Origin of the sequence: Diaminobutyricimonas aerilata (genome assembly GCF_002797715.1) — a bacterium.
GTDB lineage: Bacteria > Actinomycetota > Actinomycetes > Actinomycetales > Microbacteriaceae > Diaminobutyricimonas > Diaminobutyricimonas aerilata.
The window spans coordinates 3439581-3466507 of record NZ_PGFF01000001.1; the positions used below are offsets into that span (position 1 = coordinate 3439581).

At 68.5% G+C, this 26927-nt stretch carries 26 protein-coding genes and 1 pseudogene; 12 read left to right on the forward strand and 15 right to left on the reverse strand.

Going from position 1 to position 26927, the window contains the following annotated elements; translation table 11 throughout:
• Positions 1 to 942, forward strand: coding sequence for a PfkB family carbohydrate kinase (locus tag CLV46_RS16320; protein WP_100365745.1), 942 nt, complete (start codon positions 1 to 3; stop codon positions 940 to 942).
• Between the two features lie 90 nt (positions 943 to 1032).
• Complete coding sequence (locus tag CLV46_RS16325; RefSeq protein ID WP_100365746.1) at positions 1033 to 2121, forward strand: epoxide hydrolase family protein; 1089 nt, start codon at positions 1033 to 1035, stop codon at positions 2119 to 2121.
• Positions 2122 to 2214: 93 nt separating this feature from the next.
• Here CLV46_RS16325 and CLV46_RS16330 read toward each other — a convergent pair whose 3' ends face one another.
• The 7 genes and pseudogenes from CLV46_RS16330 to CLV46_RS16360 form a co-directional block, all read right to left on the reverse strand.
• Complete coding sequence (locus CLV46_RS16330; RefSeq protein ID WP_157802369.1) at positions 2215 to 3591, reverse strand: PQQ-binding-like beta-propeller repeat protein; 1377 nt, start codon at positions 3589 to 3591, stop codon at positions 2215 to 2217.
• Positions 3592 to 3785: 194 nt separating this feature from the next.
• Complete coding sequence (gene dnaB, locus CLV46_RS16335; protein WP_100365748.1) at positions 3786 to 5156, reverse strand: replicative DNA helicase; 1371 nt, start codon at positions 5154 to 5156, stop codon at positions 3786 to 3788.
• A 437-nt stretch (positions 5157 to 5593) separates the two neighbouring features.
• Entirely contained in the window at positions 5594 to 6046 is a 453-nt protein-coding gene (gene rplI / locus CLV46_RS16340; protein ID WP_100365749.1) for a 50S ribosomal protein L9, read from the reverse strand.
• A gap of 11 nt (positions 6047 to 6057) precedes the next feature.
• Positions 6058 to 6321, reverse strand: a complete 264-nt coding sequence (gene rpsR, locus CLV46_RS16345; protein ID WP_100365750.1) for a 30S ribosomal protein S18 — start codon at positions 6319 to 6321, stop codon at positions 6058 to 6060.
• A 27-nt stretch (positions 6322 to 6348) separates the two neighbouring features.
• Complete coding sequence (locus tag CLV46_RS16350) at positions 6349 to 6864, reverse strand: single-stranded DNA-binding protein (protein ID WP_100365751.1); 516 nt, start codon at positions 6862 to 6864, stop codon at positions 6349 to 6351.
• A gap of 119 nt (positions 6865 to 6983) precedes the next feature.
• Positions 6984 to 7253, reverse strand: a pseudogene (rpsF, locus tag CLV46_RS16355) (30S ribosomal protein S6); the annotation flags it as partial.
• 351 nt (positions 7254 to 7604) lie between these two features.
• Positions 7605 to 9029, reverse strand: coding sequence for a CCA tRNA nucleotidyltransferase (locus CLV46_RS16360; RefSeq protein WP_100365753.1), 1425 nt, complete (start codon positions 9027 to 9029; stop codon positions 7605 to 7607).
• A gap of 114 nt (positions 9030 to 9143) precedes the next feature.
• Between CLV46_RS16360 and CLV46_RS16365 the strand changes: the two genes are divergently transcribed.
• The 7 genes from CLV46_RS16365 (at position 9144) to CLV46_RS16395 (ending at position 17686) form a co-directional block, all read left to right on the forward strand.
• Positions 9144 to 11249, forward strand: coding sequence for a DUF6049 family protein (locus CLV46_RS16365; protein WP_157802370.1), 2106 nt, complete (start codon positions 9144 to 9146; stop codon positions 11247 to 11249).
• Positions 11242 to 12870 carry a murein biosynthesis integral membrane protein MurJ gene (gene murJ, locus CLV46_RS16370; protein ID WP_100366124.1) on the forward strand — a complete coding sequence of 543 codons (1629 nt, stop codon included), beginning with the start codon at positions 11242 to 11244 and terminating at the stop codon, positions 12868 to 12870. The genes CLV46_RS16365 and murJ overlap by 8 nt, the downstream gene beginning before the upstream one ends.
• Before the next feature lie 70 nt (positions 12871 to 12940).
• Positions 12941 to 13912, forward strand: a complete 972-nt coding sequence (trxB, locus tag CLV46_RS16375; RefSeq protein ID WP_100365755.1) for a thioredoxin-disulfide reductase — start codon at positions 12941 to 12943, stop codon at positions 13910 to 13912.
• A 29-nt stretch (positions 13913 to 13941) separates the two neighbouring features.
• On the forward strand, positions 13942 to 14265 hold the full coding sequence (gene trxA, locus CLV46_RS16380) for a thioredoxin (protein ID WP_100365756.1): 324 nt from the start codon (positions 13942 to 13944) through the stop codon (positions 14263 to 14265).
• 95 nt (positions 14266 to 14360) lie between these two features.
• A complete protein-coding gene (locus CLV46_RS16385; protein ID WP_100365757.1) occupies positions 14361 to 15677 on the forward strand; it encodes an aminotransferase-like domain-containing protein in 1317 nt (438 codons plus the stop codon).
• Positions 15678 to 15683: 6 nt separating this feature from the next.
• Positions 15684 to 16640, forward strand: coding sequence for a D-alanine--D-alanine ligase family protein (locus CLV46_RS16390; RefSeq protein WP_100365758.1), 957 nt, complete (start codon positions 15684 to 15686; stop codon positions 16638 to 16640).
• 149 nt (positions 16641 to 16789) lie between these two features.
• Positions 16790 to 17686, forward strand: coding sequence for an NYN domain-containing protein (locus CLV46_RS16395; protein WP_100365759.1), 897 nt, complete (start codon positions 16790 to 16792; stop codon positions 17684 to 17686).
• A 59-nt stretch (positions 17687 to 17745) separates the two neighbouring features.
• On the opposite strand, the gene CLV46_RS16400 is transcribed toward CLV46_RS16395, so the two are convergent.
• The 8 genes from CLV46_RS16400 to rpmH are packed head-to-tail and all read right to left on the reverse strand — an operon-like array spanning position 17746 to position 22573.
• Entirely contained in the window at positions 17746 to 18690 is a 945-nt protein-coding gene (locus tag CLV46_RS16400; RefSeq protein WP_100365760.1) for a ParB/RepB/Spo0J family partition protein, read from the reverse strand.
• A complete protein-coding gene (locus CLV46_RS16405) occupies positions 18690 to 19622 on the reverse strand; it encodes a ParA family protein (protein ID WP_100365761.1) in 933 nt (310 codons plus the stop codon). Before CLV46_RS16405 ends, CLV46_RS16400 begins: the two co-directional genes overlap by 1 nt.
• Positions 19623 to 19676: 54 nt before the next feature.
• On the reverse strand, positions 19677 to 20303 hold the full coding sequence (gene rsmG, locus CLV46_RS16410; RefSeq protein WP_100366125.1) for a 16S rRNA (guanine(527)-N(7))-methyltransferase RsmG: 627 nt from the start codon (positions 20301 to 20303) through the stop codon (positions 19677 to 19679).
• Between the two features lie 17 nt (positions 20304 to 20320).
• Positions 20321 to 20821, reverse strand: coding sequence for a Jag family protein (locus CLV46_RS16415; RefSeq protein ID WP_100365762.1), 501 nt, complete (start codon positions 20819 to 20821; stop codon positions 20321 to 20323).
• Positions 20818 to 21777 (reverse strand): membrane protein insertase YidC, encoded by a 960-nt coding sequence (gene yidC / locus CLV46_RS16420; RefSeq protein WP_100365763.1) that lies wholly within the window; start codon positions 21775 to 21777, stop codon positions 20818 to 20820. Before yidC ends, CLV46_RS16415 begins: the two co-directional genes overlap by 4 nt.
• Before the next feature lie 7 nt (positions 21778 to 21784).
• Entirely contained in the window at positions 21785 to 22069 is a 285-nt protein-coding gene (gene yidD, locus CLV46_RS16425) for a membrane protein insertion efficiency factor YidD (protein ID WP_100366126.1), read from the reverse strand.
• A gap of 20 nt (positions 22070 to 22089) precedes the next feature.
• The gene (gene rnpA, locus CLV46_RS16430; RefSeq protein WP_100365764.1) at positions 22090 to 22428 is read right to left on the reverse strand and encodes a ribonuclease P protein component; all 339 of its coding nucleotides are present in this window, start codon (positions 22426 to 22428) and stop codon (positions 22090 to 22092) included.
• Between the two features lie 7 nt (positions 22429 to 22435).
• On the reverse strand, positions 22436 to 22573 hold the full coding sequence (gene rpmH / locus CLV46_RS16435) for a 50S ribosomal protein L34 (protein WP_022881903.1): 138 nt from the start codon (positions 22571 to 22573) through the stop codon (positions 22436 to 22438).
• A 289-nt stretch (positions 22574 to 22862) separates the two neighbouring features.
• Between rpmH and dnaA the strand changes: the two genes are divergently transcribed.
• The 3 genes from dnaA (at position 22863) to dnaN (ending at position 26907) form a co-directional block, all read left to right on the forward strand.
• Positions 22863 to 24281 (forward strand): chromosomal replication initiator protein DnaA, encoded by a 1419-nt coding sequence (gene dnaA, locus CLV46_RS16440; protein WP_100366127.1) that lies wholly within the window; start codon positions 22863 to 22865, stop codon positions 24279 to 24281.
• Positions 24282 to 25083: 802 nt separating this feature from the next.
• Complete coding sequence (locus tag CLV46_RS16445; protein ID WP_157802372.1) at positions 25084 to 25533, forward strand: hypothetical protein; 450 nt, start codon at positions 25084 to 25086, stop codon at positions 25531 to 25533.
• A 228-nt stretch (positions 25534 to 25761) separates the two neighbouring features.
• Positions 25762 to 26907: a DNA polymerase III subunit beta gene (dnaN, locus tag CLV46_RS16450; protein WP_100365766.1), complete on the forward strand. Its 1146-nt coding sequence runs from the start codon at positions 25762 to 25764 to the stop codon at positions 26905 to 26907.
• The last annotated feature ends 20 nt before the right edge of the window (positions 26908 to 26927 follow it).

The window sequence follows — 26927 nt, forward strand, 5'->3', positions numbered from 1 at the left end:
ATGACCGCGTCGCCCATCCCGCGTCGGATCCTGCACACGGGGCAGGCGATCGTCGACATCGTCATGCAGATCCCCGCGCTGCCCCCGCTGGGCGGCGACGTCTACGCGACGGCGACGAAGATCACGGCCGGCGGCGGCTTCAACGTCATGGCCGCCGCCGCCCGTGACGGCGGCGACGTCGTCTACCTCGGCGTCGTGGGGGACGGCCCGTTCGCCCGTGTCGTGACGGATGCGCTGACGAGCGAAGGCGTGGCCGTCCCCAACGATCCGGTCGCGGGCATCGACACGGGGTTCAGTGTCGCGATGGTCGACGGCAGCGCCGAGCGCACCTTCGTCACGAGCCTCGGAGCCGAGGGTCGTCTCGACGCGGCGCATCTGCGGGCGGTCCCCGTGCGCGGCGGAGACGTCGTGTACGTGACCGGGTACTCGCTGCTGCACGAGCGCAACCGCGCCGCGCTCACCGCGTGGCTGCCGACCGTGCCCGCGGACGCGGTCGTCGTGTTCGACCCGTCGCCCATGATCGGCAGCATCCCGGATGCGGCCTGGCACCTGATGGCCGAGAGGGCGACGCTCTGGTCGCTCAACGCGAGGGAGGCGCGCCTCGCCGCCGAGCGGTTCGGCGACCGTCCGGGTGATCCGTCCGCCCTGACGGTCGGCCTCGCCGCGCGGGTGGCCGGCACTGTGGTGCTGCGCGACGGCTCGGCCGGCGTCTGGATCTCGGGCGCCGAGGCCACGCACATCCCCGGCCATCCCGTGCACGCCGTCGACTCGAACGGCGCGGGGGACGCGCACACGGGGGTGCTCGCGGCGGCCCTCGCGGCCGGGGCGCCGCTCGCGGACGCCGTCCGGCGCGCCAACGTCGCCGCCGCCATCGCGGTCACCCGGCTCGGACCGGCGACCTCGCCGACCGCCGCCGAGATCGAGGCGGCTCTCTCCGCCTGACCCGGCGTGCTCGGCCACGCGGGGCCGCGTTCCTGTCGGGGGCGCATCGTACGGTGAGATGGCGCCCAGAGTGCCCGGGAAGGAGCCGAAGTGACCACTCCAGCTGCACCCGACGCGGTGTCCGACGCCGCGATCGACGACCTCAAGACCCGGCTGGCCGCATTCCGCCCACCCGCGGTCGCGCGCGGTCACGGATGGGCCCGCGGCGTCGATCCGGACTACCTCGCCGACCTCCTCGGCACCTGGGCGAACGGGTACGACTGGCGTGAACACGAGACGCGCATCCGCAACCTCCCGTGGCGCCTCGCCGGACGCCGGCGCCCCGTGCGACTCGTCCAGCAGCGCGCGGCCGACCCCACGCACACCGTGCTGCTGCTGCACGGCTGGCCGGATTCCGTGCTCCGATTCGAACGCCTCCTGCCCCTGCTGCCCGACGTGGACGTCGTCGTGCCCGCATTGCCCGGGTTCCCCTTCGCCGCGCCCGTTCCCGAGGGCGGGCTCTCCGCCGCGGCGATGGCGGATGCGGTCGCCGAGGCGATGAGCGATCTGGGTTACTCGCGGTACGTCGTGTCGGCCGGGGACGTCGGCTGCGACGTCGCCGAAGCCCTCGCGGCCCGTCATCCCGACGCGGTGGCGGCGCTGCACCTGACCGACATCTCGCAGTACCACTTCCTCGTCGATCTGCCGGAGGACCTCTCGCCGGACGAGCGCGCCTACGTCGAACGCGGGCACCAGTGGCAGGCCGCCGAGGGCGGCTACATGCACGAGCAGTCGACGAAGCCGCAGACCATCGCCGCCGCCCTGAACGACTCCCCGGCCGGCCTCGCCGCCTGGCTGCTGGAGAAGCTGCGTTCCTGGACGGACTGCGGCGGTGACGTGGAATCCGTCTTCACCCGCGACGAGCTGCTCACCTGGATCTCCGCGTACTGGTTCAGCGGATGCATCGGCACCTCGTTCACCCCGTACGCCGAGAGCGGCGCCAAGCCGTGGCCGCGCATCGAGATCCCCACCGCCGTCACGATCTTCCCCGCAGACCTCGTGAACGCGCCCCGCGAGTTCGCGGAACGCTGGTTCGACGTGCGGTCCTGGGAGGAGCCCGACGCGGGCGGCCACTTCGCCGCCTGGGAGCGGCCGGCCGACTACCTCCGCGGAGTCCGCGCGGCGCTCGCCCTCGCCTGACGCGCCGCCTCCCGCCGGTCACCCCCGGCGGCGGGGGTCATGGCGGCGGCCGCCCGCATGGTCACGGATCTTCGAGCACCGCCACCGCGCTTACTACCCCTCGGTCTCGTCGCCGATCCTGAGGAAGGTGAGCGCGGGCACCGGTACGCTCGCGGGGATGTCACCGACATAGGCGATCAGCACAGTGTCGTCGACCACCTGCACGCTCATCGCGGCCTCGAGGAGCACCCCTTCCGGGATGTCCCATCGCTCTCTGGGCTTGCCGGAGCCGAGATCGATTCGGCTGAGAGTTGCAGCCCCTTCGTAGATGTCAGCGGTGGTGACGTAAAGCTCGCCATCGGTGCCACGGCTGATGTCCGCGATCTCGGCGTCGTCATTCGGCAGCTCTGGAGTGAGGCGCCAAAGTTCCTCGCCCGATTCGAGGTCGTAGGCGGCGAGGATCGTCTTGTTCTCGTCGGGGGCCTCTGCGGCCGCGGTGAAGAGGGTGTCTCCGATCACCTCATACAGGTTGTAGCCGGTGACCGGGTTGTCTTGCACGTCGAGATGAAGGTCGGGTGCGAGAGCGGCGCGTATCGCGCCGGTCTGTGAGTCCAGCTGCCCGACAACGCGCGGCGCGCCGTTCACGCGGTTGACAGCGACGATGGCACCAGGTTTCTGATCGCGCACGAAGATGCCGATGCTGGATGTGTCGAGACCCTCGACATCGAGACCTGCGCCCTGGTCGATGTCCTCTCCGAGGCTCCACGACACGGTGGCGGACGTGCCGTCGACCTGGATGCCGTAGTAGTCGGTCAGGAGTTCGTCACTGCCGTGGTGCAGTAAGGCCGTGACGAGAAGGTTGCGCTCGGGGTCCGCGGCGAGCCGAAAGATCGACGCCCACCCGGGATCCTCGGAACTCACGACGCCGAGTTCTGCTCCGTCCAGCACACTGACCGGCGACCCATCCTCGGGATCGATGTAACCGACTGCGTCCTCCGTGGCGAACCAGAGGCGGCCGTCGATCCGTTCGGCCCCGATGATCTCCTTGTACGTGGTCGTCGTGCCGAAAGTGCCGCTGACGAAGTCGTTCTGGCGAACGACCTCCCCGGTGCGTGCGTCGTAGATCACCATGCGGCGGCAGCCGAAGTCGTCGGGAAACGACTCCAAGACCGCGATCAGGTCATCCGATACGAATTTCGGCGCACCGCACGGGCCCCAGCTGTTCGTGTTCTCTGCTTCCCAGGCCTGTTCGAGGCTGTTCCGGTCATAGACCGACACCGTGCCCTCCGGCATGGTCACGGCGGCGATCCACTTCTTGCCGATCGTCACTCCCGGAACCACGTCCGCGGCGAGTTCTTCGGATTCTTCACCGGGTTCGCGTTGACCGACGACCTCGAGGTTCCCCGCTTCCAGGGTCGGAGGCGACTGCGGCGCGGTTGCCTCCGGACCCGCTGCCGTGCAGCCGGTGATGACCAGCAGCGCGACGAACAACCCGCCAGCGATGAACGCTCCGCGACCTCCAGGCATGCCGTCCTCTCCCCCGACCGCCACGGTACGTGTTGGCGACCTGAGCATACCTTCGATCCGTCCGCCATACAGGAGCGCGGTTGTGGACCCGCCGACGCGGGAAGTGCCGGAGCACGGCCGGATCGACGGACGGACTCGTCCTCCGCCCATCAACCGGGTCAGATCGCGGGCATGTCCACGAAGCGCGAGAAGTGGCCGTGGAAGCCGACCGTGACGGTCGCCGTGGGGCCGTTGCGGTGCTTGGCGACGATGAGGTCGGCCTCGCCCTGACGCGGGTTGTCCTTCTCGTAGGCGGCCTCGCGGTGCAGCAGGATGACCATGTCGGCGTCCTGCTCGAGCGAACCGGATTCGCGGAGGTCCGAGATGGCGGGCTTCTTGTCGGCACGCTGTTCCGGGCCACGGTTGAGCTGCGAGATCGCGATCACCGGCACCTCGAGTTCCTTTGCGAGCAGTTTGAGCGCTCGCGAGAACTCGCTGACCTCCTGCTGACGCGACTCGACGCGCTTGCCCGAGGTCATGAGCTGCAGGTAGTCGATGACGACCATGCGCAGCCCGACGCGCTGCTTGAGTCGGCGGCACTTGGCGCGGATCTCGACGAGCGTCATGTTGGGGCTGTCGTCGATGTAGAGCGGAGCGTCGGCGATGCGGCCGCGGGTCGCGGCGAGGGTCGTCCAGTCGCGGCTGTCGACCGTTCCCTTGCGCATGCTCTGCAGGGGGATGCTCGCCTCGGCGGAGAGCAGTCGCATCGCGATCTCGCTCTTGCCCATCTCGAGGGAGAAGATGATCGTCGGCTGGTCGTGCTTGATCGCCGCCGCGCGCGCGAAGTCGAGCGCGAGGGTCGACTTACCGATCGCCGGTCGGGCGGCGACGATGATCATCTGGCCCGGGTGCAGCCCGTTGGTGAGGGTGTCGAGTTCGGCGAAGCCGGTGGGGACTCCCACCATCTGGCCGTCGCGGCCCTTCGCCGCCTCGATCTCGTCGATCGCGACCGTCACCGCATCCGTCAACGGCACGTAGTCCTCGACCTCGACACCGCCGGTGACGCCGTAGATCTCCGCCTGGGCGTTGTTGACGAGGTCGGTGACCTCGCCCTCGCTCGCGTAGCCCATCTGCACGATGCGCGTGCCGGCCTCGACGAGGCGACGCAGCACCGCCTTCTCGGCGACGATGCCCGCGTAGAAGCCGGCGTTCGCGGCGGTCGGCACGAGGGCCGTCAGCGTGTGCAGGTACTCGGCGCCGCCGGCGCGCGCGAGCTCGCCGCTCTTGGTCAGCTCGTCGGTGACGGCGATGACGTCGGTCGGCTCGCCGTGGGAGTACAGCGACAGCACGGCGTCGAAGATCACCTCGTGCTTGGGGATGTAGAAGTCCGCCCCGCGCACCGTCTCGACGACATCCGCCACCGCGTCTTTGCTCAGCAGCATGCCGCCGATCGCGCTCTGCTCGGCGAGCAGGTCGTGCGGGGGAACCCGGTCACCCTGCCGGCCACCCTGCCGTTCGTCGCCGGCGAGACCGAGATGGGCGATCGACATGCAGTGCCTCCTGGACGTCACAGATCGGGTCGTGCGTTGACATAGCTGTACCGCGCACGACCGACAGTCGGGATGAGCGTCGGTCCCCCGGGGGTGATCCGGCCACCCCGATCCCGACGCCGCACTCACGTTAGGGAAGGGTGTTCCGGGGCTTCAAGCCAGTCTGTGGACAGGACTGTGGAAACTGTGCGCGAAACGCCGAGTCGAATGTGCAGAAGGTGTGGGGAGAATTGTGGAAAGTCCGTCCCCCGTTAGGGCTAACCGCTATCCGACCGGGCGTTTCGTGTTCCACACCATGTGTGGGGAAAACTGTTTGAAGTGGTGGTTGAGGGTTGCCGTGCCCGGACAAGCTCCTGTGTACAAAGGCCTTGACAAGCACCCTTAAACGCCGATAGCGGCGGACCCGGAGGTCCACCGCTATCGAACGGATCGAGCGACTACTTGGCCGCCACGACCTGCAACGTGATCGTCGCGACGAGGTCGTCACGCAGACGCACCGAGGCCTCGTGCTCGCCGACCGTCTTGATCGGGGAGAGGATCTCGATCTTGCGCTTGTCGAGCGAACCGATGCCGGCCGCCGACACGGCGTCCGCCACGTCCTGCGCCTTCACGGAGCCGAACAGGCGACCCTCGTTGCCGGCCTTGACCGACAGCTTGACCTTGGTGGCCTCGAGCTTCGCCTTGACGTCGCGGGCCTCCTCGATCGTGGCGTGCTCGCGCGCGGCGCGGGCTGCCTTGATCGACTCGACCTGCTTCTCGCCGCCACGGGTCCACGCGACCGCGTAGCCCTGCGGGATGAGGTAGTTGCGGGCGTACCCGTTCTTGACCTCGACGACGTCACCGGCCGAACCGAGACCCGACACCTCGTTGGTGAGGATGAGCTTCGACATTCCAGTGCCTCCTAGCGGCCCGAGCCCGAGTACGGGAGGAGCGCCATCTCGCGCGCGTTCTTGACGGCGCGGGCGATGAGGCGCTGCTCCTGCACGGAGACACCGGTGATGCGGCGAGCGCGGATCTTGCCACGCTCGGAGATGAACTTGCGGAGCGTGGCGACATCCTTGTAATCGATGACGCCGACGCGGATGGACTTCGCGGGGGCGGCGTTCTTACCGCCCTTGGCTCCGCGGAGCGGCTTGCGGCGGTCGCCGCTGCTCTTTCCTGCCATGGTTGTTCGTTTCCTTTGAGATGAGTCTTAGAAGGGAGTGTCGTCGCTGTAGGAGCCCGGAGTGTTCCAGACGTCCCCACCCGACGCCGCGGGACCCGTGGCCGACCACGGCTCGTCCGCGACCTGGTTCTGGCCGCCGCCGCCACCGACGCCGCCGCCGCGCGATCCACCGCCGCCGCCCGCGGCGCGCGTGACCTGTGCGGTCGCGTACCGGAGCGAGGGGCCGATCTCGTCGACCTCGAGCTCGATGGTCGTGCGCTTCTCGCCTTCCTTCGTCTCGTAGGAGCGCTGCTTGAGACGCCCCTGCGCGACGACGCGCATGCCCTTGGTGAGCGAACCGGCCACGTGCTCGGCGAATTCACGCCAGCACGAGGCACGCAGGAAGAGGGCTTCGCCGTCCTTCCAGTCGTTGCTCGCGCGGTCGAAGGTGCGCGGGGTGGAGGCGATCGTGAAGTTCGCCACCGCGAGCCCGTTCTGCGTGTACCGCAGCTCCGGGTCGGCGGTGAGGTTGCCCACCACCGTGATGACGGTGTCGCCGGCCATGACTACTCGGCGTCCTTCGCGGCGTCCTTCGAGGCGGCCTTGGCGCTGGTGCGCTGGGCCTTCTCGTCGGCGCGCTTCGTGGCGGCCGCCACCTGGGCGATGGCCTCCTCCGCACGCAGCACCTTGGTGCGCATGACGGCTTCGCTGAGCTTGAGCTGGCGGTCCAGCTCGACGGTCGCGTCGGAGTTCGCCGTGAAGTTCACGACGGCGTAGATGCCTTCGCTCTTCTTGTTGATCTCGTAGGCGAGACGACGACGGCCCCACACGTCGACCTTGTCGATCGTGCCGCCGTCGTTACGGATGACCCCGAGGAACTTGTCGAGGCTCGGAGCAACGGTGCGCTCATCGACCTCCGGGTCGAGGATCACCATCAACTCGTACTGATGCATGCTTCACCCACCTCCTCTGGACTAGAACGGCTGCAGACGGTCTGCAGCAGGAGGGTTATCGCATCGTGTCCGCGCCGCAAGGCGGCCGGACAACCTCGTCAGTCTACCGGAGCGGCGGCCGCGCGGGCAACGGTGGCCTCCGGCGCCGGCGTGACTGTGCCGGATGGGCGCGGGCGGGTGCACGGAGAGCGGATCCCCGCCACGACACCCCGTGGCAGGGCACCCCCCGAACGGCGCGTCGCCCGCACATCCGCTCTCACTGCCGCAGGGAGCGCCGCGACCGCCCCTTCGACGGGCCCAGGGACCGAGGGTCGCCAGCACGGGCTCAGTGACCGCGGTGCTGACGCGGGATCAGGCGCGGGCGTCCCACCAGGCGCGAAGCCGGCGTTCCGCCTCATCCGGCCCGAGCGGTCCCTCGTCGAGGCGCAGCTCCATGAGGAAGCGGTACGCCTCGCCCACCTCGCGCCCCGGCCTGATGCCGAGCACGCGCTGGATGTCGTCGCCGTTGAGGTCCGGACGGATGGCGGCGAGCTCCTCCTCCTTCTGCAGGTGCTCGATGCGCTGCTCGAGGTCGTCGTAGGCGAACGCGAGCCGGTCGGCCTTGCGCCGGTTGCGGGTGGTCACGTCGGCCCGGGTGAGGATGTGCAGCCGTTCCAACAGGGGACCGGCGTCGCGCACGTAGCGCCGCACGGCGGAATCGGTCCAGGCGCCCTCGGTGTAGCCGAAGAAGCGCAGGTGCAGCTCGATCAGTCGGGCGACGGAGGCGACGGTGTCGTTGTCGAAACGCAGGGCCTTGAGCCGCTTGGTCGCGAGCTTCGACCCGACCACGTCGTGATGGTGGAACGACACGGCACCACCGGGCTCGACCCGCTTCGTGGCGGGCTTTCCGATGTCGTGCAGCAGCGCGGCGAGCCGCAGCACCAGATCCGGCGCTTCGTGCCCTCGGGACCGCTCGAGGTCGATCGCCTGGTCGAGCACGGTGAGCGAGTGCTCGTAGACGTCCTTGTGGTGCGCGTGCTCGTCGATCTCGAGTCGCAGGGCGGGGATCTCGGGCAGCACGCGTTCGGCGAGCCCGGTCTCGACGAGCAGCTCGATGCCCCGACGCGGCCGGTCCGCGCGCAGCAGCTTGGTGAGCTCGTCGGTGATGCGCTCGACCGACACGATCGCGAGGCGGTCGCCCATCGCGGTCATCGCCTGCATGACGTCCTCGTCGACGTCGAAACCGAGTTGCGCCGAGAAGCGCGCGGCGCGCAGCATGCGCAGCGGGTCGTCGCCGAACGACTGCTCCGGGGTGCCCGGGGTGGTCAGGCGCGCGGCGAGGAGATGTTCCACACCGTTGGAGGGGTCGACCAGCCGACGCTGCGGCAGGGCGAGCGCCATCGCGTTGACGGTGAAGTCCCGCCGCGCGAGGTCGTCGTCGAGGGAGTCGCCGAAGCGCACCTCCGGCTTGCGGGTGCTGCCGTCGTAGCTGTCGGCACGGTAGGTGGTGATCTCGACCGTCTCACCGCGTACTCGGGCGGCGATCGTGCCGAACGCGCGGCCGACATCCCACTGCGCGCTCGAGATCGGCGTGACGAGTTCGAGGATGCGGTCGGGTCGCGCATCCGTCGTGAAGTCGAGGTCGGTCACCGGGCGGCCGAGGAACGCGTCGCGCACCGGCCCGCCGACGATCGCCAGCTCGTGTCCCGCATCGGCGAACACCCGCGCGAGCTCCGCCACGACGGGGGAGTCGGCCAGTTCGTCGAGTCGGGCGACGGCCGCGGCGACGCTCTGCATGGTCCCCGAGTCTAGATCGGCCGCCGGTCCCCGGCTCGCGTCGCTCAGGGCCGCGCCGGGACCATCTCCTAGACTCGTGCTCATGTCGGCCGCGAGGTTCCCGGAGGCCGACCCGTGCCCCTGAGACCCCTGCGTGCCGTGCTCGCGCTCGTCGTCGGGCTGGTGGGGGTCGGCGCAACACCCGTCGCCGCGGCAGGGTCCGGCAAGGCCCCCGTCGCGCCGTCGGTCATCGTCGCGCCCGCCGACGCCGGCCGCCTCGCGCCGACGAGCGACCTCTCCGTGCAGGTCGCCGTCGAGAACCCGCGGGAGGAACCGCTCACCGACCTGACCGCGGTCGTGCGCCTCGTACGCACACCCTTCGTCGGTGCCGGCGGCCTCGAACAGTGGCTCGCCGCCGACGCGGACGACGAATCGGATGCCGCCGCCGGCCAGTCCCTCCGTGAGGTGCCGATCGACGACGTCGAGGCGGATTCGACCGGCGCGGCGGTGAGCGTCACGGTGCCTGCGGCCGAGTTGGGCATCCTCTCGCCGGAGACCCCCGGGCCGCGCGGGCTCGCGGTGGAGCTCCTGTCGGGGGGCGAGCTGCTCGCCACGACCCGCACCGCCGTGGTCTGGAACACCGGTGTGCCCGTGACGCCCACAACGCTCGTCTCGGTCGCCGCGATCACCGTGCCGCCGCAGCCGAGCGGCGTCATCCCCGCCGACCGGCTCGAGGAGTACACCGGTGCCGGCGGCCTGCTGAGCCGCCAGCTCAACGCCGCCGTCGGCAAGCCCGTCGCGCTCGCCATCGACCCGATGATCATCGCCTCCATCCGGGTGCTCGGCAGCGCCGCCCCCGAGTCGGCGACGACGTGGCTCGAGCGCTTGCGTCAGGCGCCGAACGAGACCTTCGCGCTCCCCTACGCCGATCAGGATGTCGCGATGGTGGCGCAGACGGGTGCGGTGCCGTTCCTCGGTGTGCAGTCGTTCGTCGGGCGGATCGACGAGGGCGCGTTCCCGCAGCCGACGCCGTCCGCGGCCGACCCGGAGCCGACGGCCGAGCCCGTCGAGCCCGTGCTCCCCACGACGGAGGAGCTGCTCGCCTGGGGCTACGCACTCGCCGGCATCGCGTGGCCCGCTGACGACGCCGTCATCCCGACCGACCCCGCCGCGTTCGCCGCGAACGGCTGGACCACCTCCATCCTCGGCGAGGCCGACCTCGAGGGGGAGCCCGGAACGGTCGCGCAGCTCGGTGATCAGCGTGCGCTCGTCGCCGACACCGCCGTCACGCGGCTGTTGCGGGAGGCGGTGCACGCGCCGACGCCGCTCGAGTGGTCCGATGCGATCGCGCGTCTCTCCGCGGTGCTCGCCGCTCAGCCGGGCGGCACCCTGCTCGGCGCCCTCGACCGGTCGTGGCCCGACAGCGCCTACCGGCTGGGGGAGACCCTCGACGCGCTCGCGGCCGGGGGTACCGCATCCGCTCCGCTCGGCTCGCTGCTCACCGCGGCCGCCACCCCCGCCACGGTCGTCGCCCGCGATGCCGACGTCGACCGTCGCGACCGGGCGCTCAGGATGCTCGCCTCCGACGGGGCCGAGGCGCAGTTCGCGACCGTGTCCGTCGATCCGGAGGCCGTCACCTCACCGCGTCGGCTGCGGATGCTGTCGCTGCTGTCGACCGGATGGCGTCAGGATCCGGACGGCTGGCAGGCGGAGGTCGCCGAATACCAGGAGGAATCGCTCGACCTCCGCGAAGCGGTGCGCATCGACAACCAGAGCGCGTTCACCGTCGGCGCGGACCCGGGCGAGCTGCCGATCTCGGTGCGCAACGACCTGCAGGTCGACGCGACCGTCGTGGTGACCGCGACCTCGAACCGCGGCCAGCTGCGGGTGCGCGAGAGCACGTTCACGATCGAACTCCCCGCCGGGCAGGTGACCCGGGCTCCCGTGAAGGTGGCGACGCTCGGTAACGGCGAGGCGACGCTCACCGTGCGCATCGCGACGGTGGGCGGGCTGCCCGTCGGCGAGGCCGCCGTTCCGGTCAGCATCCAGGCCGCGTGGGAGACCGTCGGCACGGGCGTCATCGCCGGGTCGGTCGCGCTGCTGTTCGCGGTGGGACTCGTGCGCAGCATCCTGCGCCGCCGCGGCTCGCGCCGCGCCGCGGCGTCCGCCTCGTCGATCGACGGGTCGGATGACGCGGACCGGTCGGGCGGCACCGCGGACGCGGGCCGGTCGGATGGCTGACGGCGTCGGCCGCGCGAGCGCGCTGCTCGCCTCCGGCACGCTCGTCTCGCGGGTGCTGGGCTTCATCAAGCTCATCGTGCTCGCGAACACGCTCGGTGTCGTCGCCAGCCCCGCGGCGAACGCCTTCGGTCTCGCGAACCAGTTGCCGAACAACGTGTACGCGCTCATCGCGGGCGGTCTGCTGGGCGCCGTGCTCGTGCCGCAGATCGTGCGCGCGAGCAAGGACCCGGAGGCGGGGGAGCGGTTCATCAACAAGCTCGTCACGCTCGGGGTCGTCGGGTTCGCCGCCCTGACCGTGGTGGCGACGCTGCTCGCGTATCCGCTCGTGCACCTCTACGCCCGGGCGACGGAGGACGACAGCGACGGCTTCGGGCCGACCACGATGGCGCTCGCGATCGCGTTCGCCTGGTGGTGCCTGCCGCAGATCTTCTTCTACGCGCTCTACAGCCTGCTCGGTGAGGTGCTCAACGCCCGGGGCATGTTCGGCCCGTTCACCTGGGCACCGGTCGTCAACAACGTCGTCGCGATCATCGGGCTCATCGTCGTGGCCGGTGCCGTCGGCGACGCCGCGAGCGACCCGGATACGTGGAATCCGGGCCTCATCGCCCTGCTCGGCGGCAGCGCGACAGCCGGCGTCGCAGCGCAGGCGCTCGTGCTCACCCTCTTCTGGCGTCGAGCGGGCCTGCGATTCCGGCCGGACTTCGCGTGGCGGGGCGTCGGGCTCGGGCGCACCGGCAAGGCGGCCGGGTGGGTCTTCGGCATGGTGCTCGTCACCCAGGTCTCGGGTGTCGTGCAGTCGCAGGTCGCGTCGATCGCGAACGACGACGCGTCCATCGCCGCCCTGCAGGCCGCGTGGCTCGTCTTCATGCTTCCGCACTCCGTCGTCGCCGTGTCGATCGCGACGGCGTACTTCACGGGGATGAGCGGACACGCCGACCGCGGGGATCTCGCCGCCGTCCGCGCCGACGTCTCGGCCTCCGTGCGCTCCATCTCGCTCATCGTCGTGTTCGCCTCCGTCGCCCTGAGCGTGGTCGCGCTCCCGCTCGCCTATCTCTTCGAGCAGAGGCCGGCCGGAACGGTCGCCCTCGCGACGGTGCTCATCGCGTATCTCGTGGGGCTCGCCCCGTTCTCGGTGCAGTTCGTGCTGCAGCGCGCGTTCTACGCGCTCCACGACACGCGCACGCCGTTCTTCATCCAGCTCGCCCAGGTGGGCGTGTTCCTCGTCGGGGCGCTCGTCTGCACGACGCTCCCGGTCGCCTGGATCGGCCCGGGTCTCGCGCTCGTAACCTCCTTGGCCGGTGTCACGCAGACCGTCGTCACGGCGGTCGTGCTCCGTCGCCGCCTGGGCGGGCTCGACGGCGCGCTCCTCGTGCGCCGCCTCGTGCAGTTCACGGTCTTCTCGCTCGCCGCCGGCGCGGTCGGCGTCGCCGCCATCGCGCTCCTCGGCGCCTTCTCGGGAGGTTTCCCCGTGTCGGGATTCGTCGGGGCGATCGTGTCGATCGTGCTCGTCGGTGTCGTCATGGCGGCCGCGTACGGAGGCCTCCTGCTGCTCGCCCGCAATCCGGAGGCGGCATCGCTGACGAACCCCATCCTGAACCGATTCCGCCGCAACGGGCGCTGACCGGTCGGGCGGAATAGCCGCTCCCTAGGATGTGTTGTACCGCTCGAGGGAACCAGGAAGAGGTATGCCAGTGCGTCAGGTGATCATCATCGGCTCCGGCCCGGCGGGCTACACGGCCGCCATCTATGCGGCCAGAGCCAACCTCGAACCGCTCGTCATCGCGAGCTCGGTCGAGTTCGGCGGCGAGCTGATGAAGACGACGGAGGTCGAGAACTTCCCCGGCTTCCCCGAGGGCATCATGGGCCCCGACCTCATGATGAAGATGCAGCAGCAGGCCGAGCGGTTCGGCGCCGAGATCGTCTACGACGACGTCGTGAAGCTCGAGCTCGAGGGCCCGGTCAAGCGCGTGCACCTCGGCGGCGGAGACGTGCACGAGGCGCTCACGGTCATCTATGCGACCGGTTCCGCGTACCGCAAGCTCGGCCTCGAGGATGAAACCCGCTTGAGTGGTTACGGCGTCTCGTGGTGTGCCACGTGCGACGGCGCGTTCTTCCGTCAGAAGCACGTCGCGGTCGTCGGCGGCGGCGACTCGGCGATGGAGGAGGCCACGTTCCTCACCAAGTTCGCCGACAAGGTCACCGTCATCCACCGCAAGGACAGCCTGCGCGCGTCGAAGACGATGCAGGACCGCGCTCTCTCGAACCCCAAGATCGAGTTCGCCTGGAACAGCGAGGTCGCGCACATCTACGGCGACGAGCACGTGCGGGGCGTCGGCCTCAAGAACACGGTCGACGGCACCGAGACGACGCTCGACCTCGACGGGCTGTTCATCGCGATCGGATCCGACCCGCGCACCCACCTCATCCACGGCCAGCTCGACCTGACCGACCAGGGCACGGTCGCGGTCGACGGACGCAGCTCGCGCACGAGCCTCCCGGGCGTGTTCGCCGCGGGCGACGTGCTCGACATCACCTACCGTCAGGCCGTCACGGCCGCCGGCTCGGGCACGGTCGCCGCGCTCGACGCGGAGCACTACCTCGCCGCGCTGCCGCACGACACCGAGACCCAGACCGCTCAGCCGGTCGCCGCAGTCACCGTCTGATCGACGGAACAAGAGAGAAGGAAAGAGCAATGGCAACCAGGGAAGTCACCGACGCCACGTTCGAGGCCGAGGTGCTCAAGTCCGAGAAGACGATCATGGTCGACTTCTGGGCCGAGTGGTGCGGCCCGTGTCGCGCCGTGTCGCCCATCCTCGACAAGATCGCGGAGGAGAACGCCGACAAGATCGAGATCGTCAAGCTCAACGTCGACGACAACCCGCAGACCGCGATGAAGTACATGATCACGTCGATCCCGGCGATGAAGGTGTACCGCGGTGGCGAGGTCGTGAAGACCGTCATCGGCGCCAAGCCCAAGCCGGCCCTCGAGGCCGACCTGGCGGAGTTCCTGGCCTGATCTCAGCGCCTCGAGAGCCCCGCCCGACACCCGTCGGGCGGGGCTCTTCTCGTACACGCGCATATTCTGGAAGAACGAAGCGAACGGACGCCGTCATGACGACTCAGGGTTCACCAGCACGGGGCAACAACCTCGACCCGTGGTACCACCACTACGCCGACCGCACGTCGGGTCTCGCCGCCTCCGAGGTGCGCGCCCTGTTCGCCGTCGCCTCGCGCCCCGAGGTGGTCTCGCTCGCCGGCGGCATGCCGTACGTGTCCGCCCTGCCGCCCGAGCTCGTCACCGCCGCCATGGAGCGCGCGATGACCGACCACGGACCGACGGCGCTGCAGTACGGATCGGGACAGGGGTCCCCCGCGTTGCGCGAGCAGATCCTGGAGGTGATGGCCCTCGAGGGCATCAGCGGCAGCGTCGACGACGTGGTCGTCACGACCGGCTCCCAGCACGCGCTCGAACTCGTCGCCAAGCTCTTCCTCGACCCGGGCGATGTCGTCATCGCGGAGGGTCCGAGTTATGTCACCGCCCTGGTCGTCTTCCGCTCGTTCCAGGCGGAAGTCGCCCATGTCGCCATGGACGACCTCGGTATGATCCCGCAGTCCCTGCGCGAGACGATCGCCCGGCTGCGCGAGCAGGGCCGGCGGCTGAAGTTCCTCTACACGATCCCGTCGTTCCAGAATCCGGCCGGTGTGACGCTCAGCTGGGAGCGGCGCATGGAGATCCTCGAGATCGCGCGGGAGAACGACATCCTCGTCGTGGAGGACAACCCCTACGGGCTGCTGTACTTCGACGCGCCGCCGCCACAGGCGATGCGCTCGGTCGACGACGAGGGCGTCATCTACCTCGGCACCTTCTCGAAGACGCTCGCGCCCGGCCTGCGGGTCGGATGGGCTCTCGCACCGCACGCCATCCGCGAGAAGCTCGTGCTCGCCAACGAGGCGGCCGTGCTCTCGCCGAGCTCGTTCACCCAGACCGTCATCTCGCAATACCTCGCGGTCGCCGACTGGAAGGCCCAGATCGACACCTTCCGCGGGGTCTACCGCGAGCGGCGCGACGCGATGCTCGCCGCGCTCGGGGAGCGCCTGCCCGGCCTCGAATGGACCGTGCCGACCGGCGGGTTCTACGTGTGGCTCACCCTGCCGGAGAACCTCGACTCGAAGGCGATGCTGCCGCGCGCGGTCAAGGAACTCGTCGCCTACACCCCCGGCACGGCGTTCTACGGCGATGGGGGAGGCCGCAACAAGATGCGCCTGTCGTTCTGCTACCCCTCCCCGGAGTTCATCCGCGAGGGGATCCGCCGCCTCGCCAACGTCATCGACGGGGAACTCGAACTGCTCGGCGAGTTCTCGCAGACCGGTCCGCTGCAGGTGCGCCGCGAACGCGGCGTGATGACCCCGCCCGCCAACATCGGCTAGGAGAGCATGAACACCCCCACCCGCATCGTCGTTCTCGCGGGCGGCATCTCGCACGAGCGCGACGTGTCGCTGCGTTCGGGACGCCGCGTCGCCGACAGCCTCTCCGGTCACGGGGTCGAGGTCGAACTACGGGACCCGGATGCGACGCTCATCCCGTTCCTGCGCGAATCGAGACCGGATGTGGTCTGGCCGGCGCTGCACGGAGCGAGCGGGGAGGACGGCGCCCTACGCGGGCTGCTCGAGTTCGCCGGCATCCCGTTCGTCGGCTCCCGCTCCGAGTCCGCCCGGCTGGCGTGGGACAAGCCCACCGCGAAGACCCTCGCCCACCGCGCGGGTGTCGCCACGCCGCCCGGGATCGCCCTTCCCCGGGAGGCGTTCCGTGAGCTCGGCGCGGCGAGCGTGCTCGAGTCGATCGCGGATGAGCTTCCCGTGCCTTTGGTGGTGAAGCCCGCGAAGGGCGGATCGGCCCAGGGGGTGACGATCGTCGACGACCTCGCGGAGCTGCCTCGGGCGATGGTCGACGCCTACACCTATGGCGATGTCGCCCTCATCGAACGACGCATCCTCGGCACCGAGATCGCGATCGGCATCATCGACACGGGCGACGGTCCCGTCGCGCTGCCCGCCGTCGAGATCGTGCCGAACTCCGGCGTCTACAGCTTCGAGGCCCGCTACAACGCGGGGGAGACGAGCTTCTTCGTGCCCGCCCGGCTCGACGTCTCGGTCGCGGCCCGAGCCGCGGAGTGCGCGGTCGCCGCCCATTCCGCGCTCGGACTGCGTCACATCTCGCGCGTCGACATGATCGTCGACGCCGACGGCACCCCGTGGTTCCTCGAGGCGAACGTGCTCCCCGGTCTCACCGAGACGTCGCTGCTCCCGCAGGCGCTCGAGGCCGCCGGACACGACCTGGGATGGGTGTACGCGGCGCTCGCGCACGCCGCGATCCGCGACGCGAGCCGGTGAGCCGCAGCGGGGGCCCGTGCCCGGCTCGCCGGGGCCGGCTTTCCTCGCCGGGAATCGAATAACGTCCTGACCTGGGATTTCATACGCGGGGCCGATCGCATCCGACGTTCGACGACCGGCCGCATCCGTCTCAGTGCCAGACTGGCCGCATGGCGGAGACCGCAGAGGCCCGGGTCGGGGTCTACATCGACTTCGACAACATCGTCATCTCGCGCTACGACCAGCGCAACGGACGCAGCAGTTGGCAACGAGACCACGCGCGGGATTTCGACCCCCGATCCGATGGCGAGTCCCCGGTCGCCAAGCGCCTCGAGGAGTCGACGGTCGACCTCGGCGCCATCCTCGACTTCGCGTCGTCGTTCGGCCCGATCGCCGTCAGCCGCGCCTACGCGGACTGGTCCGTGCCGATCAACGCCAGCTACCGCGCGCAGTTGATCGCCCGGGCCGTCGAACTCGTGCAGCTTTTCCCGCTCACGGCGGGCATGAAGAACGGCGCCGACATCCGGCTCGCCGTCGACGTCGTCGAGGATCTCTTCCGACTCTCCGACCTCACCCATGTGGTCATCGTCGCCGGGGACTCGGACTACGTCGCCCTCGCCCAACGGTGCCGGATGCTCGGACGGTACGTCGTGGGCGTCGGTGTGGCCGGCTCCACGAGTTCCGCCCTCGCCAACGCGTGCGACCGGTTCGCCGACTACGACGCCATCCCCGGCGTCGCCGCCGCGAGCCGCCGACGCGAAGCCGACGAAGCGGCCGCCGCCGCTGAACCCGCGCAGCCCACGCGCCGACGCAGGGCGCGCTCCCGCACTCCTCACGAACTGGCATCGGACCTGCTCGTGCGCGCCATCGAACTGCTGCAGGACAAGAACGACGACGAGTGGCAGGGCAGCGGGGCCGTCAAGAATCAGATGCTGCGCATGGACCCGAGCTTCCAGGAGAGGGCACTCGGGTTCCGCTCCTTCGGCGATTTCGTGCAATCGCTCGACGCCGTCGAACTCGACGAGTCGCATCCCTCGCGCCGCCTGCGAGTGAAGAGCCGACCATAAAACCCCCGGTCAGAGCCGATAATTGCGGTCTGACTGCTCCGCCCCTGTGTTCCCGACGCCTAGAGGAATCCCGGGTCGCCGAGCTCGTCGAGGATCCTCTTGAGGTCCCCCACCGTCGCGAAGTCGATGACGATGGAGCCCTTGCGCGCACCGAGCGACACCTTCACGCGGGTGTTGAGCCGGTCGCCCAGCCGCTCGGCGATCTCGTCGAGCTGACCCTGCCGCCCGCCGGCCTTCGTCGTGGGCCTCGCCTTGCGCGGCGCATCGTGCCCCGCGGCGGCTTCGGCGGCGCGCACGGAGAGATCTTCGTTGACGATCTTGTCGGCGAGCCGTTCCATCCCGGCCTCGTCACCCACCGACAGGATCGCCCGCGCATGTCCGGCGCTCAGCACGCCGGCCGCCACGCGGCGCTGCACCGTCGCGGGCAGCTTGAGAAGGCGCAGCGTGTTGGTGATTTGCGGCCGTGACCGGCCGATTCTCTCGCCGAGCTGCTCCTGGGTGATCCCGAAATCGGCGAGCAGTTGCTGGTAGGCCGACGCCTCCTCGAGCGGATTGAGCTCGGCGCGGTGGAGGTTCTCGAGCAGCGCATCGCGCAGCATGTCCTCGTCCGCCGTGTCGCGGATGACCGCCGGGATCGACTCGAGGCCGACGGCCTTGCTCGCGCGGAGGCGCCGCTCGCCCATGATGAGCTCGTAGCGCCCCTCGTCGCCGGCGAGAGGGCGCACCACGATCGGCTGGAGCACTCCGAACTCGCGGATCGACACCATGAGCTCCTCGAGCTCCTCCTGGCGGAACTCCTTACGGGGCTGCTGCGGGTTCGGCACGATCGCATCGGGGGAGATGCTCGCGAGTCGAGCACCCGGCACGCTGACGAGGTCGGGTTGCTCCGGCGTCCGCTCGCTTCCGCCTTCGGGGAAGAAGACGTCGACGGGACGGCTGCTGTTGTCGCCTGTAGGGATGAGTGCGCCGATTCCTCGGCCCAATCCTGTTCTCTTCGTTGCCATTATTCGGGTGCTCCGCGTCGTGCGATCTCGGCGGCCGCCTCCGAGTAGGAGAGCGAGCCGGCCGACTGGGGGTCGTAACTGATGACGCTCTGGCCGTAGCTCGGGGCCTCCGAGATGCGAACAGAGCGGGGGATGAGGGTGTCGAGGGTCTGCACGGGGAAGTGCTCGCGCACCTCTTGCGCCACCTGGTTCGCCAGGTTGGTGCGTCCGTCGTACATCGTGAGCAGGATCGTCGAGACTGCGAGCTCGGGGTTGAGGTGCCGCTCGATGAGCTGGATGTTGTTGAGCAGCTGACTCAGGCCCTCGAGCGCGTAGTACTCGCACTGGATGGGGATGAGCACCTCGCGTGCGGCCACGAACGCGTTGATCGTGAGCAGCCCCAGGGACGGCGGGCAGTCGATGAACACGTAGTGGAACGCCTCCCCGACACCGGCGGACTCCTCGAGGTACGCGTCGAGTGCGCGCCGGAGGCGCTGTTCGCGCGCGACGAGCGACACCAGCTCGATCTCCGCACCGGCGAGATGGATCGTCGCGGGCACGCAGTACAGGTTCGGCGACTCGGGGGAGACCTGCACGACCGTCGACATCGCACGGTCGTTGATGATGACGTCGTAGACACTCGGCGTCTCCGACCGGTGTTCGGCTCCGAGCGCCGTCGAGGCGTTCCCCTGCGGATCGAGGTCGATCACGAGTACCCGTGCGCCCGTGCGCGCGAGTGCGGCAGCGAGATTGACGGTCGTGGTGGTCTTCCCGACGCCGCCCTTCTGGTTCGCGATCGTGAAGACGCGGGGCGACGGGGGCAGAGGCAGCGCGGCGGTCCGCAGGGCCTCGCGGCGCCGCGTCATGTCGGCGATCTCGCGGGCCAACGGCGAATCGGCGGAGTCGTTGGGGCTCACAGAGAGCGGTCCCTTCTGGTGTTTCACGTGAAACATCCCGAGGCGGTCGACTATCGATGTTTCACGTGAAACATCGGGTACGTCCGGGGATCAGTCCACTGTAGCCCGGAACACGAACGTCTCCTCCGGCGCGACGCCGGTGCCGAGGGTCTCGACCCGGATATCGCTCAGCCGCGCCTTCCGGATCGCTTTAGCGGCGGCGTCGATCTCGTCCTGCACGCGCCGGCCTTTCATGAACAGCATCTCGCCGCCACTGCGGACCAGAGGAGCGGTGATCGGGATGAGCTTGCTCAGAGAGCTCACCGCGCGTGCGGTGACCTGGTCGAGGCGCTCACCGAGGAACGCGTCCTCTGCACGGTCACGCACGATGCGCACGTTCGCGAGCCCGAGACGCTCGGTCTCGGCCGCGAGCCACTCCACCCGGCGCTCCATGGGCTCGATGAGCACGAACTGCACATCGGGACGCGCGAGCGCGAGAACCAGACCCGGCAGGCCGGCGCCGCTGCCGATGTCGCCCACGAGCCCGGGGTTCAACAGAGGAGCGACCAGTCCGCAGTTGACGACATGCCGGCTCCACAAGCGCTCACGCTCGAGCGGGCCGATGAGACCCAGCGTCTCGCCATGTTCCGCCAGGTGCGCCGTATAGGCACGCGCGGCGTCGAGCGTCTTACCGAACACCGCGGCAGCGTAGGGCGGTTCCGCCTCGAGATCGTCGATCAATGTTTCACGTGAAACTATGCGCGACGGATGACCGTATGACGGTCCCGTCCCTCGCCCTCGGACTCCGAGGTGTAGCCGCGCTCGGCAACGATGTCGTGCACGAGCTTGCGCTCGTAGCTCGACATCGGGGGCAGCGACGCCGACGTGGCGCCCGCTTCGATGCGCTCGACCGCACGGTCGACGAGGTTGGCGAGCTCCGTCGCCCGCGCGTCGCGCGATCCTCCGACGTCGAGGATGAGCCGCGAGAAGGATCCGGTCTTCGCCTGCACGGCGAGACGGGTGAGCTCCTGCAGCGCGGAGACCGTCTCCGGCTTCGACAGCACACGCAGGTCGTCGCTCGCGGAATCCACCGCGAGGTACGCGCGGCCGGCCTTGACGGTGATGTCGATGTCGCCGTCGAGGTCGGCGATGTCGAGGAGCTCCTCGATGTAGTCGGCGGCGAGGTCACCTTCGCGCTCGAGCTCGTCGACCGACGGCGCGGTCTCCTGGTCCGTGATCTGCGTGGCCTCGGTCATCGTCGGTTCCCCTGCTTCTTGGCGCGGTTCTTACTCACGGGCTGGCTGCGCTGCGCCTTCTTCGGCGCCTCCACCTCGGCCGGCTTGGTGGCATCCGCCTCGGGCTCGACCTCACCGCGACGGCGGCGCTTCTTGGCGAGACGCGCCTCGCGGGCGAGGGCCGCCTCGGATCCGGGAGTGGGCATGCTGCGGATGACGACGAACTGCTGCACCATCGTCCAGAAGTTCGAGGTGAGCCAGTAGAACATCACGCCGAGCGGGAACGCGAATCCCGAGAAGGCGAAGACCAGCGGGAGGATGTAGAGCAGCACCTTCTGCTGCTTGAACATCGGGCTGTTCTTCATCTCGGGGGACTGGTTCTTCGACATGATCTGCAGCTGCGTGATGAACTGCGATCCGGTCATGAGCACGATCATCACTGCGGCGATGATCGTCACCGAGACGTGCGACGCGGTGGAGATGCTCTCGTGCAGGGGCGCGATACCGAAGAGTTCCGCCTCGCCGAACTGGTTGGCCAGCTCCCGGTTGAGCAGCCCCACGCCGGGCTTGCTGTGCTGGGCGTCGTTGAGCACCGAGAACAGACCGAAGAAGATCGGCATCTGCAGCAGCAGCGGAAGACACGACGCGAAGGGGCTCGTGCCGGCCTTCTTATAGGCCTCCATCGTCTCGCGCGACATCGCCTCACGCGAGAACTGGTCGCGCTTGCCGCGGTACTTGTCCTGGATCTTCTTGAGCTGCGGGGAGATCTCGAGCATCCGGCGCTGGCTCTTGATCTGGCGCACGAAGATCGGGATGAGCGCAGCGCGCACGACGAGCACGAGCCCGACGATCGACAGCACCCAGGTCAGGCCGGCCGCCGGGTCGAGGCCGATGGCACTGAAGATCGCGTGGAAGCCGACCAGCAGGGCCTCGATGACCCATTTGATCGGCCACAGGATGGTGCCTAGGAAGTCCATGTTCGGGTCAGCCCTTTCCGTGGCCGAGAGTGACGAAGCCGAAGCGGGTGACCTCGTACCGTCTGGTGCGAGGTTCCGGAACATCGTCGACGCCGCCAGCCGACCATGGATGGCAGCGCGCGATGCGACGGGTTCCGAGCCAGATCCCGCGGATCACGCCGTGGGTCTGGATCGCCTCAAGAGTGTAGGCGGAGCAGCTGGGATAGAACCGGCACACGTCTCCGTACAGCGGGGAGATGACGGCGCGGTAGATCCGCAGGATCACGACGCAGATGTTGCGGGGGAGCAGCATCAGGAACACGAGCACTGCTCTCACGAGGCGGCCCCTGAGCGCTGGAGGAGCGACGCGAAGTCTTCCGAAAGCTGAGTCCAACTCGCCTCTGCCGACGGTGGCAGGGCGCGCACGACCACTCCGGTGTGCTCAGGCAACGCGGGCAGCGCGTGACGACCGAGTTCTCGTAGGCGTCGACGCACTCGATTGCGGGTCACCGCGTTGCCGACCATCTTGCCGACCACGAAGCCCATGCGTGCGGGACCGTCGTCGAGCTGCCGCGCGTGCACGACGATGCGGTCGGAGGCGACACGTCGCCCGCGCCGCATCACGGCGCGGAACTCGTCGCCCCGGTTGATCCGGTTGCCCCGCGGGAGCACCGGCGGATCAGGCGGAGAGTTCGGTGCGACCCTTGCGACGACGCGCGGCCAGGATGGCGCGGCCGGCGCGGGTGCGCATACGCAGACGGAAGCCGTGCACCTTGGCGCGGCGGCGGTTGTTCGGCTGGAAGGTTCGCTTGCTCATAGTCGTATCTCCACGGCCCAGCGGCATGCGCCGGGAAAGAAGGAAGGCAGCCTCAAGGGCTGGGGTCAACTGATTTAACCTAGGCCGTTCTCGTCACCTGGTCAAACCCTGACACCGCAAAGGGTTCATTATCCACATGGGGAGAACTCCTGGTTGGTAACGACACGATGGGGAGAACTATGGTGGGGGATTGCCGAGCCAGGGGGGCAACGGCAAGGATCTACGCGAGATCCGCTCTTTACCCAGGGTGGATAACCGTGTGGACAACTCGACCCGGGAAGTGAAACGCATGGCAGATTCCCTCGACGCGACGCGCGAGATCTGGAACTCCGTGCTCGGTCAGTTGATGACCGACGACCGCATCACCCCGCAGCTGCAGGGATTCGTGAGCCTCGTCGAGCCACGCGGCGTCATGGCGGGCACCCTCTACCTCGAGGTGCCCAACGAGCTGACCCGCGGAATGCTCGAGCAGCGCATCCGGGTGCCACTGCAGAACGCGATCGCCGCGGTCGGCACCGATCACGAGGTGTCGAACTTCGCCATCGTGGTCAATCCCGAAATCACGCAGGACAGTTACGACCAGCCCACCGACGGCTCGGCCGACCTGCCCTACATCGAGCCCGCGCCGGTCGCACCCCCGGTCGAGACGCCCGGCCGCCGTGCCGATTCGCGCCTCAACCCCAAGTACAGCTTCGACAACTTCGTCATTGGCGGCTCGAACCGCTTCGCCCACGCCGCGGCGGTCGCCGTGGCCGAGGCGCCGGCGAAGGCGTACAACCCGCTGTTCATCTACGGCGAGTCCGGACTCGGCAAGACCCACCTCCTGCACGCGATCGGCCACTACGCCGAAAGCCTCTACCCGGGCATCCGGGTGCGCTACGTGAGCAGCGAGGAGTTCACGAACGACTTCATCAACTCGATCGCGAACAACCGGGCGTCGGTGTTCCAGTCGCGCTACCGCGAGATCGACATCCTGCTGATCGACGACATCCAGTTCCTGCAGGGCAAGGACTCGACGCAAGAGGCCTTCTTCCACACCTTCAACACGCTGCACGACCACAACAAGCAGGTCGTCATCACGAGCGACCTGGCGCCGAAGCAGCTGACCGGCTTCGAAGACCGGATGCGGTCGCGCTTCGAGTGGGGTCTGATCACCGATGTGCAGGCTCCCGATTTGGAGACCCGCATCGCGATCCTGCGCAAGAAGGCGCAGAGCGACCGACTTCAGGTGCCCGACGACATCCTCGAGTTCATGGCGTCGAAGGTGTCGAGCAACATCCGCGAACTCGAGGGCACGCTCATCCGCGTGACCGCGTTCGCGAACCTCAACCGCACCCCGGTCGACATGCAGCTCGTGCAGACGGTGTTGAAGGACATCATCACGCTCGACGAAGACAACGTGATCTCGCCGGTCGACATCATCAATCACACCGCGGACTACTTCAAGCTCACGGTCGACGACCTCTACGGCTCGAGCCGGTCGCAAGCGGTCGCGACGGCGCGGCAGATCGCCATGTACCTGTGCCGTGAGATGACGAACCTCTCCCTGCCGAAGATCGGCCAGCTGTTCGGCAACCGCGACCACACGACCGTCATGTACGCGAACAAGAAGATCAGCGAGCTCATGAAGGAGCGGCGCTCGATCTACAACCAGGTCACCGAGCTCACGAGCCGGATCAAGCAGAACCACCGCTACACGAACCGCTGACCCGCGCGATACACCACCCGGTAGGGGTTAATCCACACATGTGGATAACTTGTGGAAAGCCGTGGAAAACGCCGTCGGACGATGTTGATGGATTCGAGCGTTCTGTGGAACGGGAATGACAGGAAATCCGGCCGCTCGGACTACACACACCCCGTTCGAACATCCCGCCCACATCTCACACGGTTGTAGTTCCCGCCCGATCAGCGGCATCGACGCCGTTGTCCACATTCCCCACAGCGGTTAACACTGTTATCCCTGATTTCTTGTAATGACTCGAGGAAAGAACCTTGACGGTCGGCCTCGACGGCCCCGTCGGGGCCGCGGATGACCGCTCGAGATAGCAGCCGTCCGTCGCACCGGGCCAACGACGGCCGCGACGCTAAGGCTCAGCGAGAAGCCAACGCGGCGCACGAGAACCGGAACTGCCCGTCGGCACATTGGGGGACAGATCTTGATTGAAAATCAAAACTGTACCCTTGCCGCCTCCTTGGTAGTGGGCCACGCTGTGCGTAGTCGTCCAGGCAAAGACGCTTGCACGCGAACCGCGGGGATCACAGATGAAGCTCAAACACCGCATCGCCGCGGTTCTGGGAGCCGGCTGCCTTATTGCGGCTGGGCTGGTGGGAGCCGTGGCCGCGCCGGCAGCAGCAGGAACCGCTGGGATCTGCGCGTACGAATATCAGGGGCGATGTGTCACCTGGGTGACAACCTGGGCGAGCTGCGAGAACATATTCCAGATCACCACCGACACGCGAAAGCACCGCGCGTGCAGCATCTTCCGCGTTCAAAGCATCGTGACGGTGTGGCCGTAAGCAGCAACAGTCTGTCCACGGTCAGGAGCGTCCTCTCGGGGATGCTCCTGACCGCTGTTCTGGCCACCGTTCTCGCCGGGTGTGCCGCGGACTTGGAGCCCACCTCAGAGTTCTGCGAAGGTTTCGAGTCGGCGTGGACAGACTTCCACGAAGAACGCGACGAGATCGACAGCAGGAGCGAGGTGACGATCGCCGCACGCACGACGCTTCTCGAGGAATGGCGCCGACTGAGCGAGCTTCACGACCAACCGGAGGACGTGACGGACATGCTCGTGGTCGTCTCTGCCAGCTTTCTGGAGACTTGGAACGCGACCTCGGACGCCGATCGAAGCTCCGGCATGCGCAGTTTGCGCAACGGGATGGAGTACATCTCTCGAAGCTGCGCTCAGGCGGGCCATGAGGTCGTTCTCAACGAGGTCCCAGTAGAGGGCGAAGGATGAATATCGCTCCGGTCTGGCCCCGCGCAGCGCGTTGAATACGTTCGAGATTCCCACGTCACTAACCCCTCGCCACCCGCCGCGAGACTCAGCCGTCAGCTTTTCGCGTGGCGCCCGCGGGTGCGCTTCGCCCGTATCGTCGCACCGGCCTCGACGGCCCCGTCGGGGCCGCGGATGGGCTGTGCCAGTATTAACCGGCCAATGCACGGTGAGCGATAGGGGTGACACCTCGTGAAGTTCCAGGTCAATCGCGACGTCTTCAGCGAGGCCGTCTCCTTCGCGGTGAAGCTGCTCCCGCAGCGCACCACGTTGCCGATCCTCAGCGGAGTGCTGATCGAGACGGTCGACGACGGACTGCGTCTGTCGTCGTTCGACTACGAGGTCTCGGCGCAGACGCACATCGCCGCCGATGTGCAGGAGGAGGGCACGATCCTCGTCTCCGGCCGACTGCTCGCCGACATCGCGAGCCGCCTACCGAACGCACCCGTGCAGTTCTCGACGGATGAGGGCAAGATCGCGGTCCGCTGCGGCTCCGCCAACTTCACGCTCCTGAGCATGCCGGTCGAGGAGTACCCGAGCCTGCCGCAGGTCGAGGGACGCACCGGTCTGCTGCCGGCCGACGAGTTCTCGACCGCCGTGTCGCAGGTCGCCGTCGCCGCCTCCCGTGACGACGTGACCCCGGTCATCACGGGTGTGCAGCTCGAGATCGCCGAGAACTCCCTCTCGCTCGTCGCGACCGACCGCTACCGCGTGGCGATCCGCGAGGTGCCCTGGGACGGTGGCGAGGATGCGAGCGAGACGGTCACCGCGCTCGTCCCGGCCCGCACGCTCAACGAGATCGGCAAGACCTTCGGTCACAGCGGCACCATCACGGTCGCCCTGTCGCGCACCGACGACCGCGAGCTGATCGCGTTCACCGCCGACCGCAAGACGGTCACGTCGCTGCTCATCAAGGGCAACTTCCCGCCCGTGCGCCGGTTGTTCCCCGACACCGTCGACAACTACGCGGTGATGAACACCGCCGAGCTCATCGAGGCGGTGCGTCGTGTGTCGCTCGTGCTCGAGCGCGAGGCCGCGCTGCGCTTCACGTTCACGATCGACGGTGTGACCCTCGAGGCGATCGGATCCGAGCAGGCGCAGGCGTCCGAGTCGATCGACGCGTTCCTGACCGGCGTCGACACCGTCGTGTCGCTCAAGCCCCAGTTCCTGCTCGACGGCCTCAGCGCCGTGCACTCGGAGTTCGTGCGTATCTCGTTCACGAAGACCGACAACCCGAACAAGCCCGGTCCTGTGCTGATCACCAGCCAGTCGTCGAAGGACCAGCCGGGCGCGGACAATTACAAGTACCTGCTGCAGCCGAACCTCCTGCTGCGCTGACTTCCCGGAAGGGGCGGAAC

Excerpts from the sequence above, each read along its gene's own strand:
- CLV46_RS16360 (WP_100365753.1), bottom strand. The coding sequence starts at position 9,029 with ATGCAGAGCGTCGCCGCGGCCGTCGCCCGACTCGACGAACTGGCCGAC.
- rpmH (WP_022881903.1), bottom strand. The coding sequence starts at position 22,573 with ATGAGCAAGCGAACCTTCCAGCCGAACAACCGCCGCCGCGCCAAGGTG.
- CLV46_RS16350 (WP_100365751.1), bottom strand. The coding sequence starts at position 6,864 with ATGGCCGGCGACACCGTCATCACGGTGGTGGGCAACCTCACCGCCGAC.
- yidD (WP_100366126.1), bottom strand. The coding sequence starts at position 22,069 with ATGCTGCTCCCCCGCAACATCTGCGTCGTGATCCTGCGGATCTACCGC.
- CLV46_RS16390 (WP_100365758.1), top strand. The coding sequence starts at position 15,684 with ATGAACACCCCCACCCGCATCGTCGTTCTCGCGGGCGGCATCTCGCAC.
- murJ (WP_100366124.1), top strand. The coding sequence starts at position 11,242 with ATGGCTGACGGCGTCGGCCGCGCGAGCGCGCTGCTCGCCTCCGGCACG.
- CLV46_RS16415 (WP_100365762.1), bottom strand. The coding sequence starts at position 20,821 with ATGACCGAGGCCACGCAGATCACGGACCAGGAGACCGCGCCGTCGGTC.
- rplI (WP_100365749.1), bottom strand. The coding sequence starts at position 6,046 with ATGTCGAAGCTCATCCTCACCAACGAGGTGTCGGGTCTCGGTTCGGCC.
- CLV46_RS16385 (WP_100365757.1), top strand. The coding sequence starts at position 14,361 with ATGACGACTCAGGGTTCACCAGCACGGGGCAACAACCTCGACCCGTGG.
- CLV46_RS16320 (WP_100365745.1), top strand. The coding sequence starts at position 1 with ATGACCGCGTCGCCCATCCCGCGTCGGATCCTGCACACGGGGCAGGCG.
- trxA (WP_100365756.1), top strand. The coding sequence starts at position 13,942 with ATGGCAACCAGGGAAGTCACCGACGCCACGTTCGAGGCCGAGGTGCTC.
- CLV46_RS16400 (WP_100365760.1), bottom strand. The coding sequence starts at position 18,690 with ATGGCAACGAAGAGAACAGGATTGGGCCGAGGAATCGGCGCACTCATC.
- dnaB (WP_100365748.1), bottom strand. The coding sequence starts at position 5,156 with ATGTCGATCGCCCATCTCGGTCTCGCCGGCGACGAACGGCAGGGTGGC.
- CLV46_RS16395 (WP_100365759.1), top strand. The coding sequence starts at position 16,790 with ATGGCGGAGACCGCAGAGGCCCGGGTCGGGGTCTACATCGACTTCGAC.
- yidC (WP_100365763.1), bottom strand. The coding sequence starts at position 21,777 with ATGGACTTCCTAGGCACCATCCTGTGGCCGATCAAATGGGTCATCGAG.
- rpsR (WP_100365750.1), bottom strand. The coding sequence starts at position 6,321 with ATGGCAGGAAAGAGCAGCGGCGACCGCCGCAAGCCGCTCCGCGGAGCC.
- dnaA (WP_100366127.1), top strand. The coding sequence starts at position 22,863 with ATGGCAGATTCCCTCGACGCGACGCGCGAGATCTGGAACTCCGTGCTC.
- CLV46_RS16405 (WP_100365761.1), bottom strand. The coding sequence starts at position 19,622 with ATGTTTCACGTGAAACACCAGAAGGGACCGCTCTCTGTGAGCCCCAAC.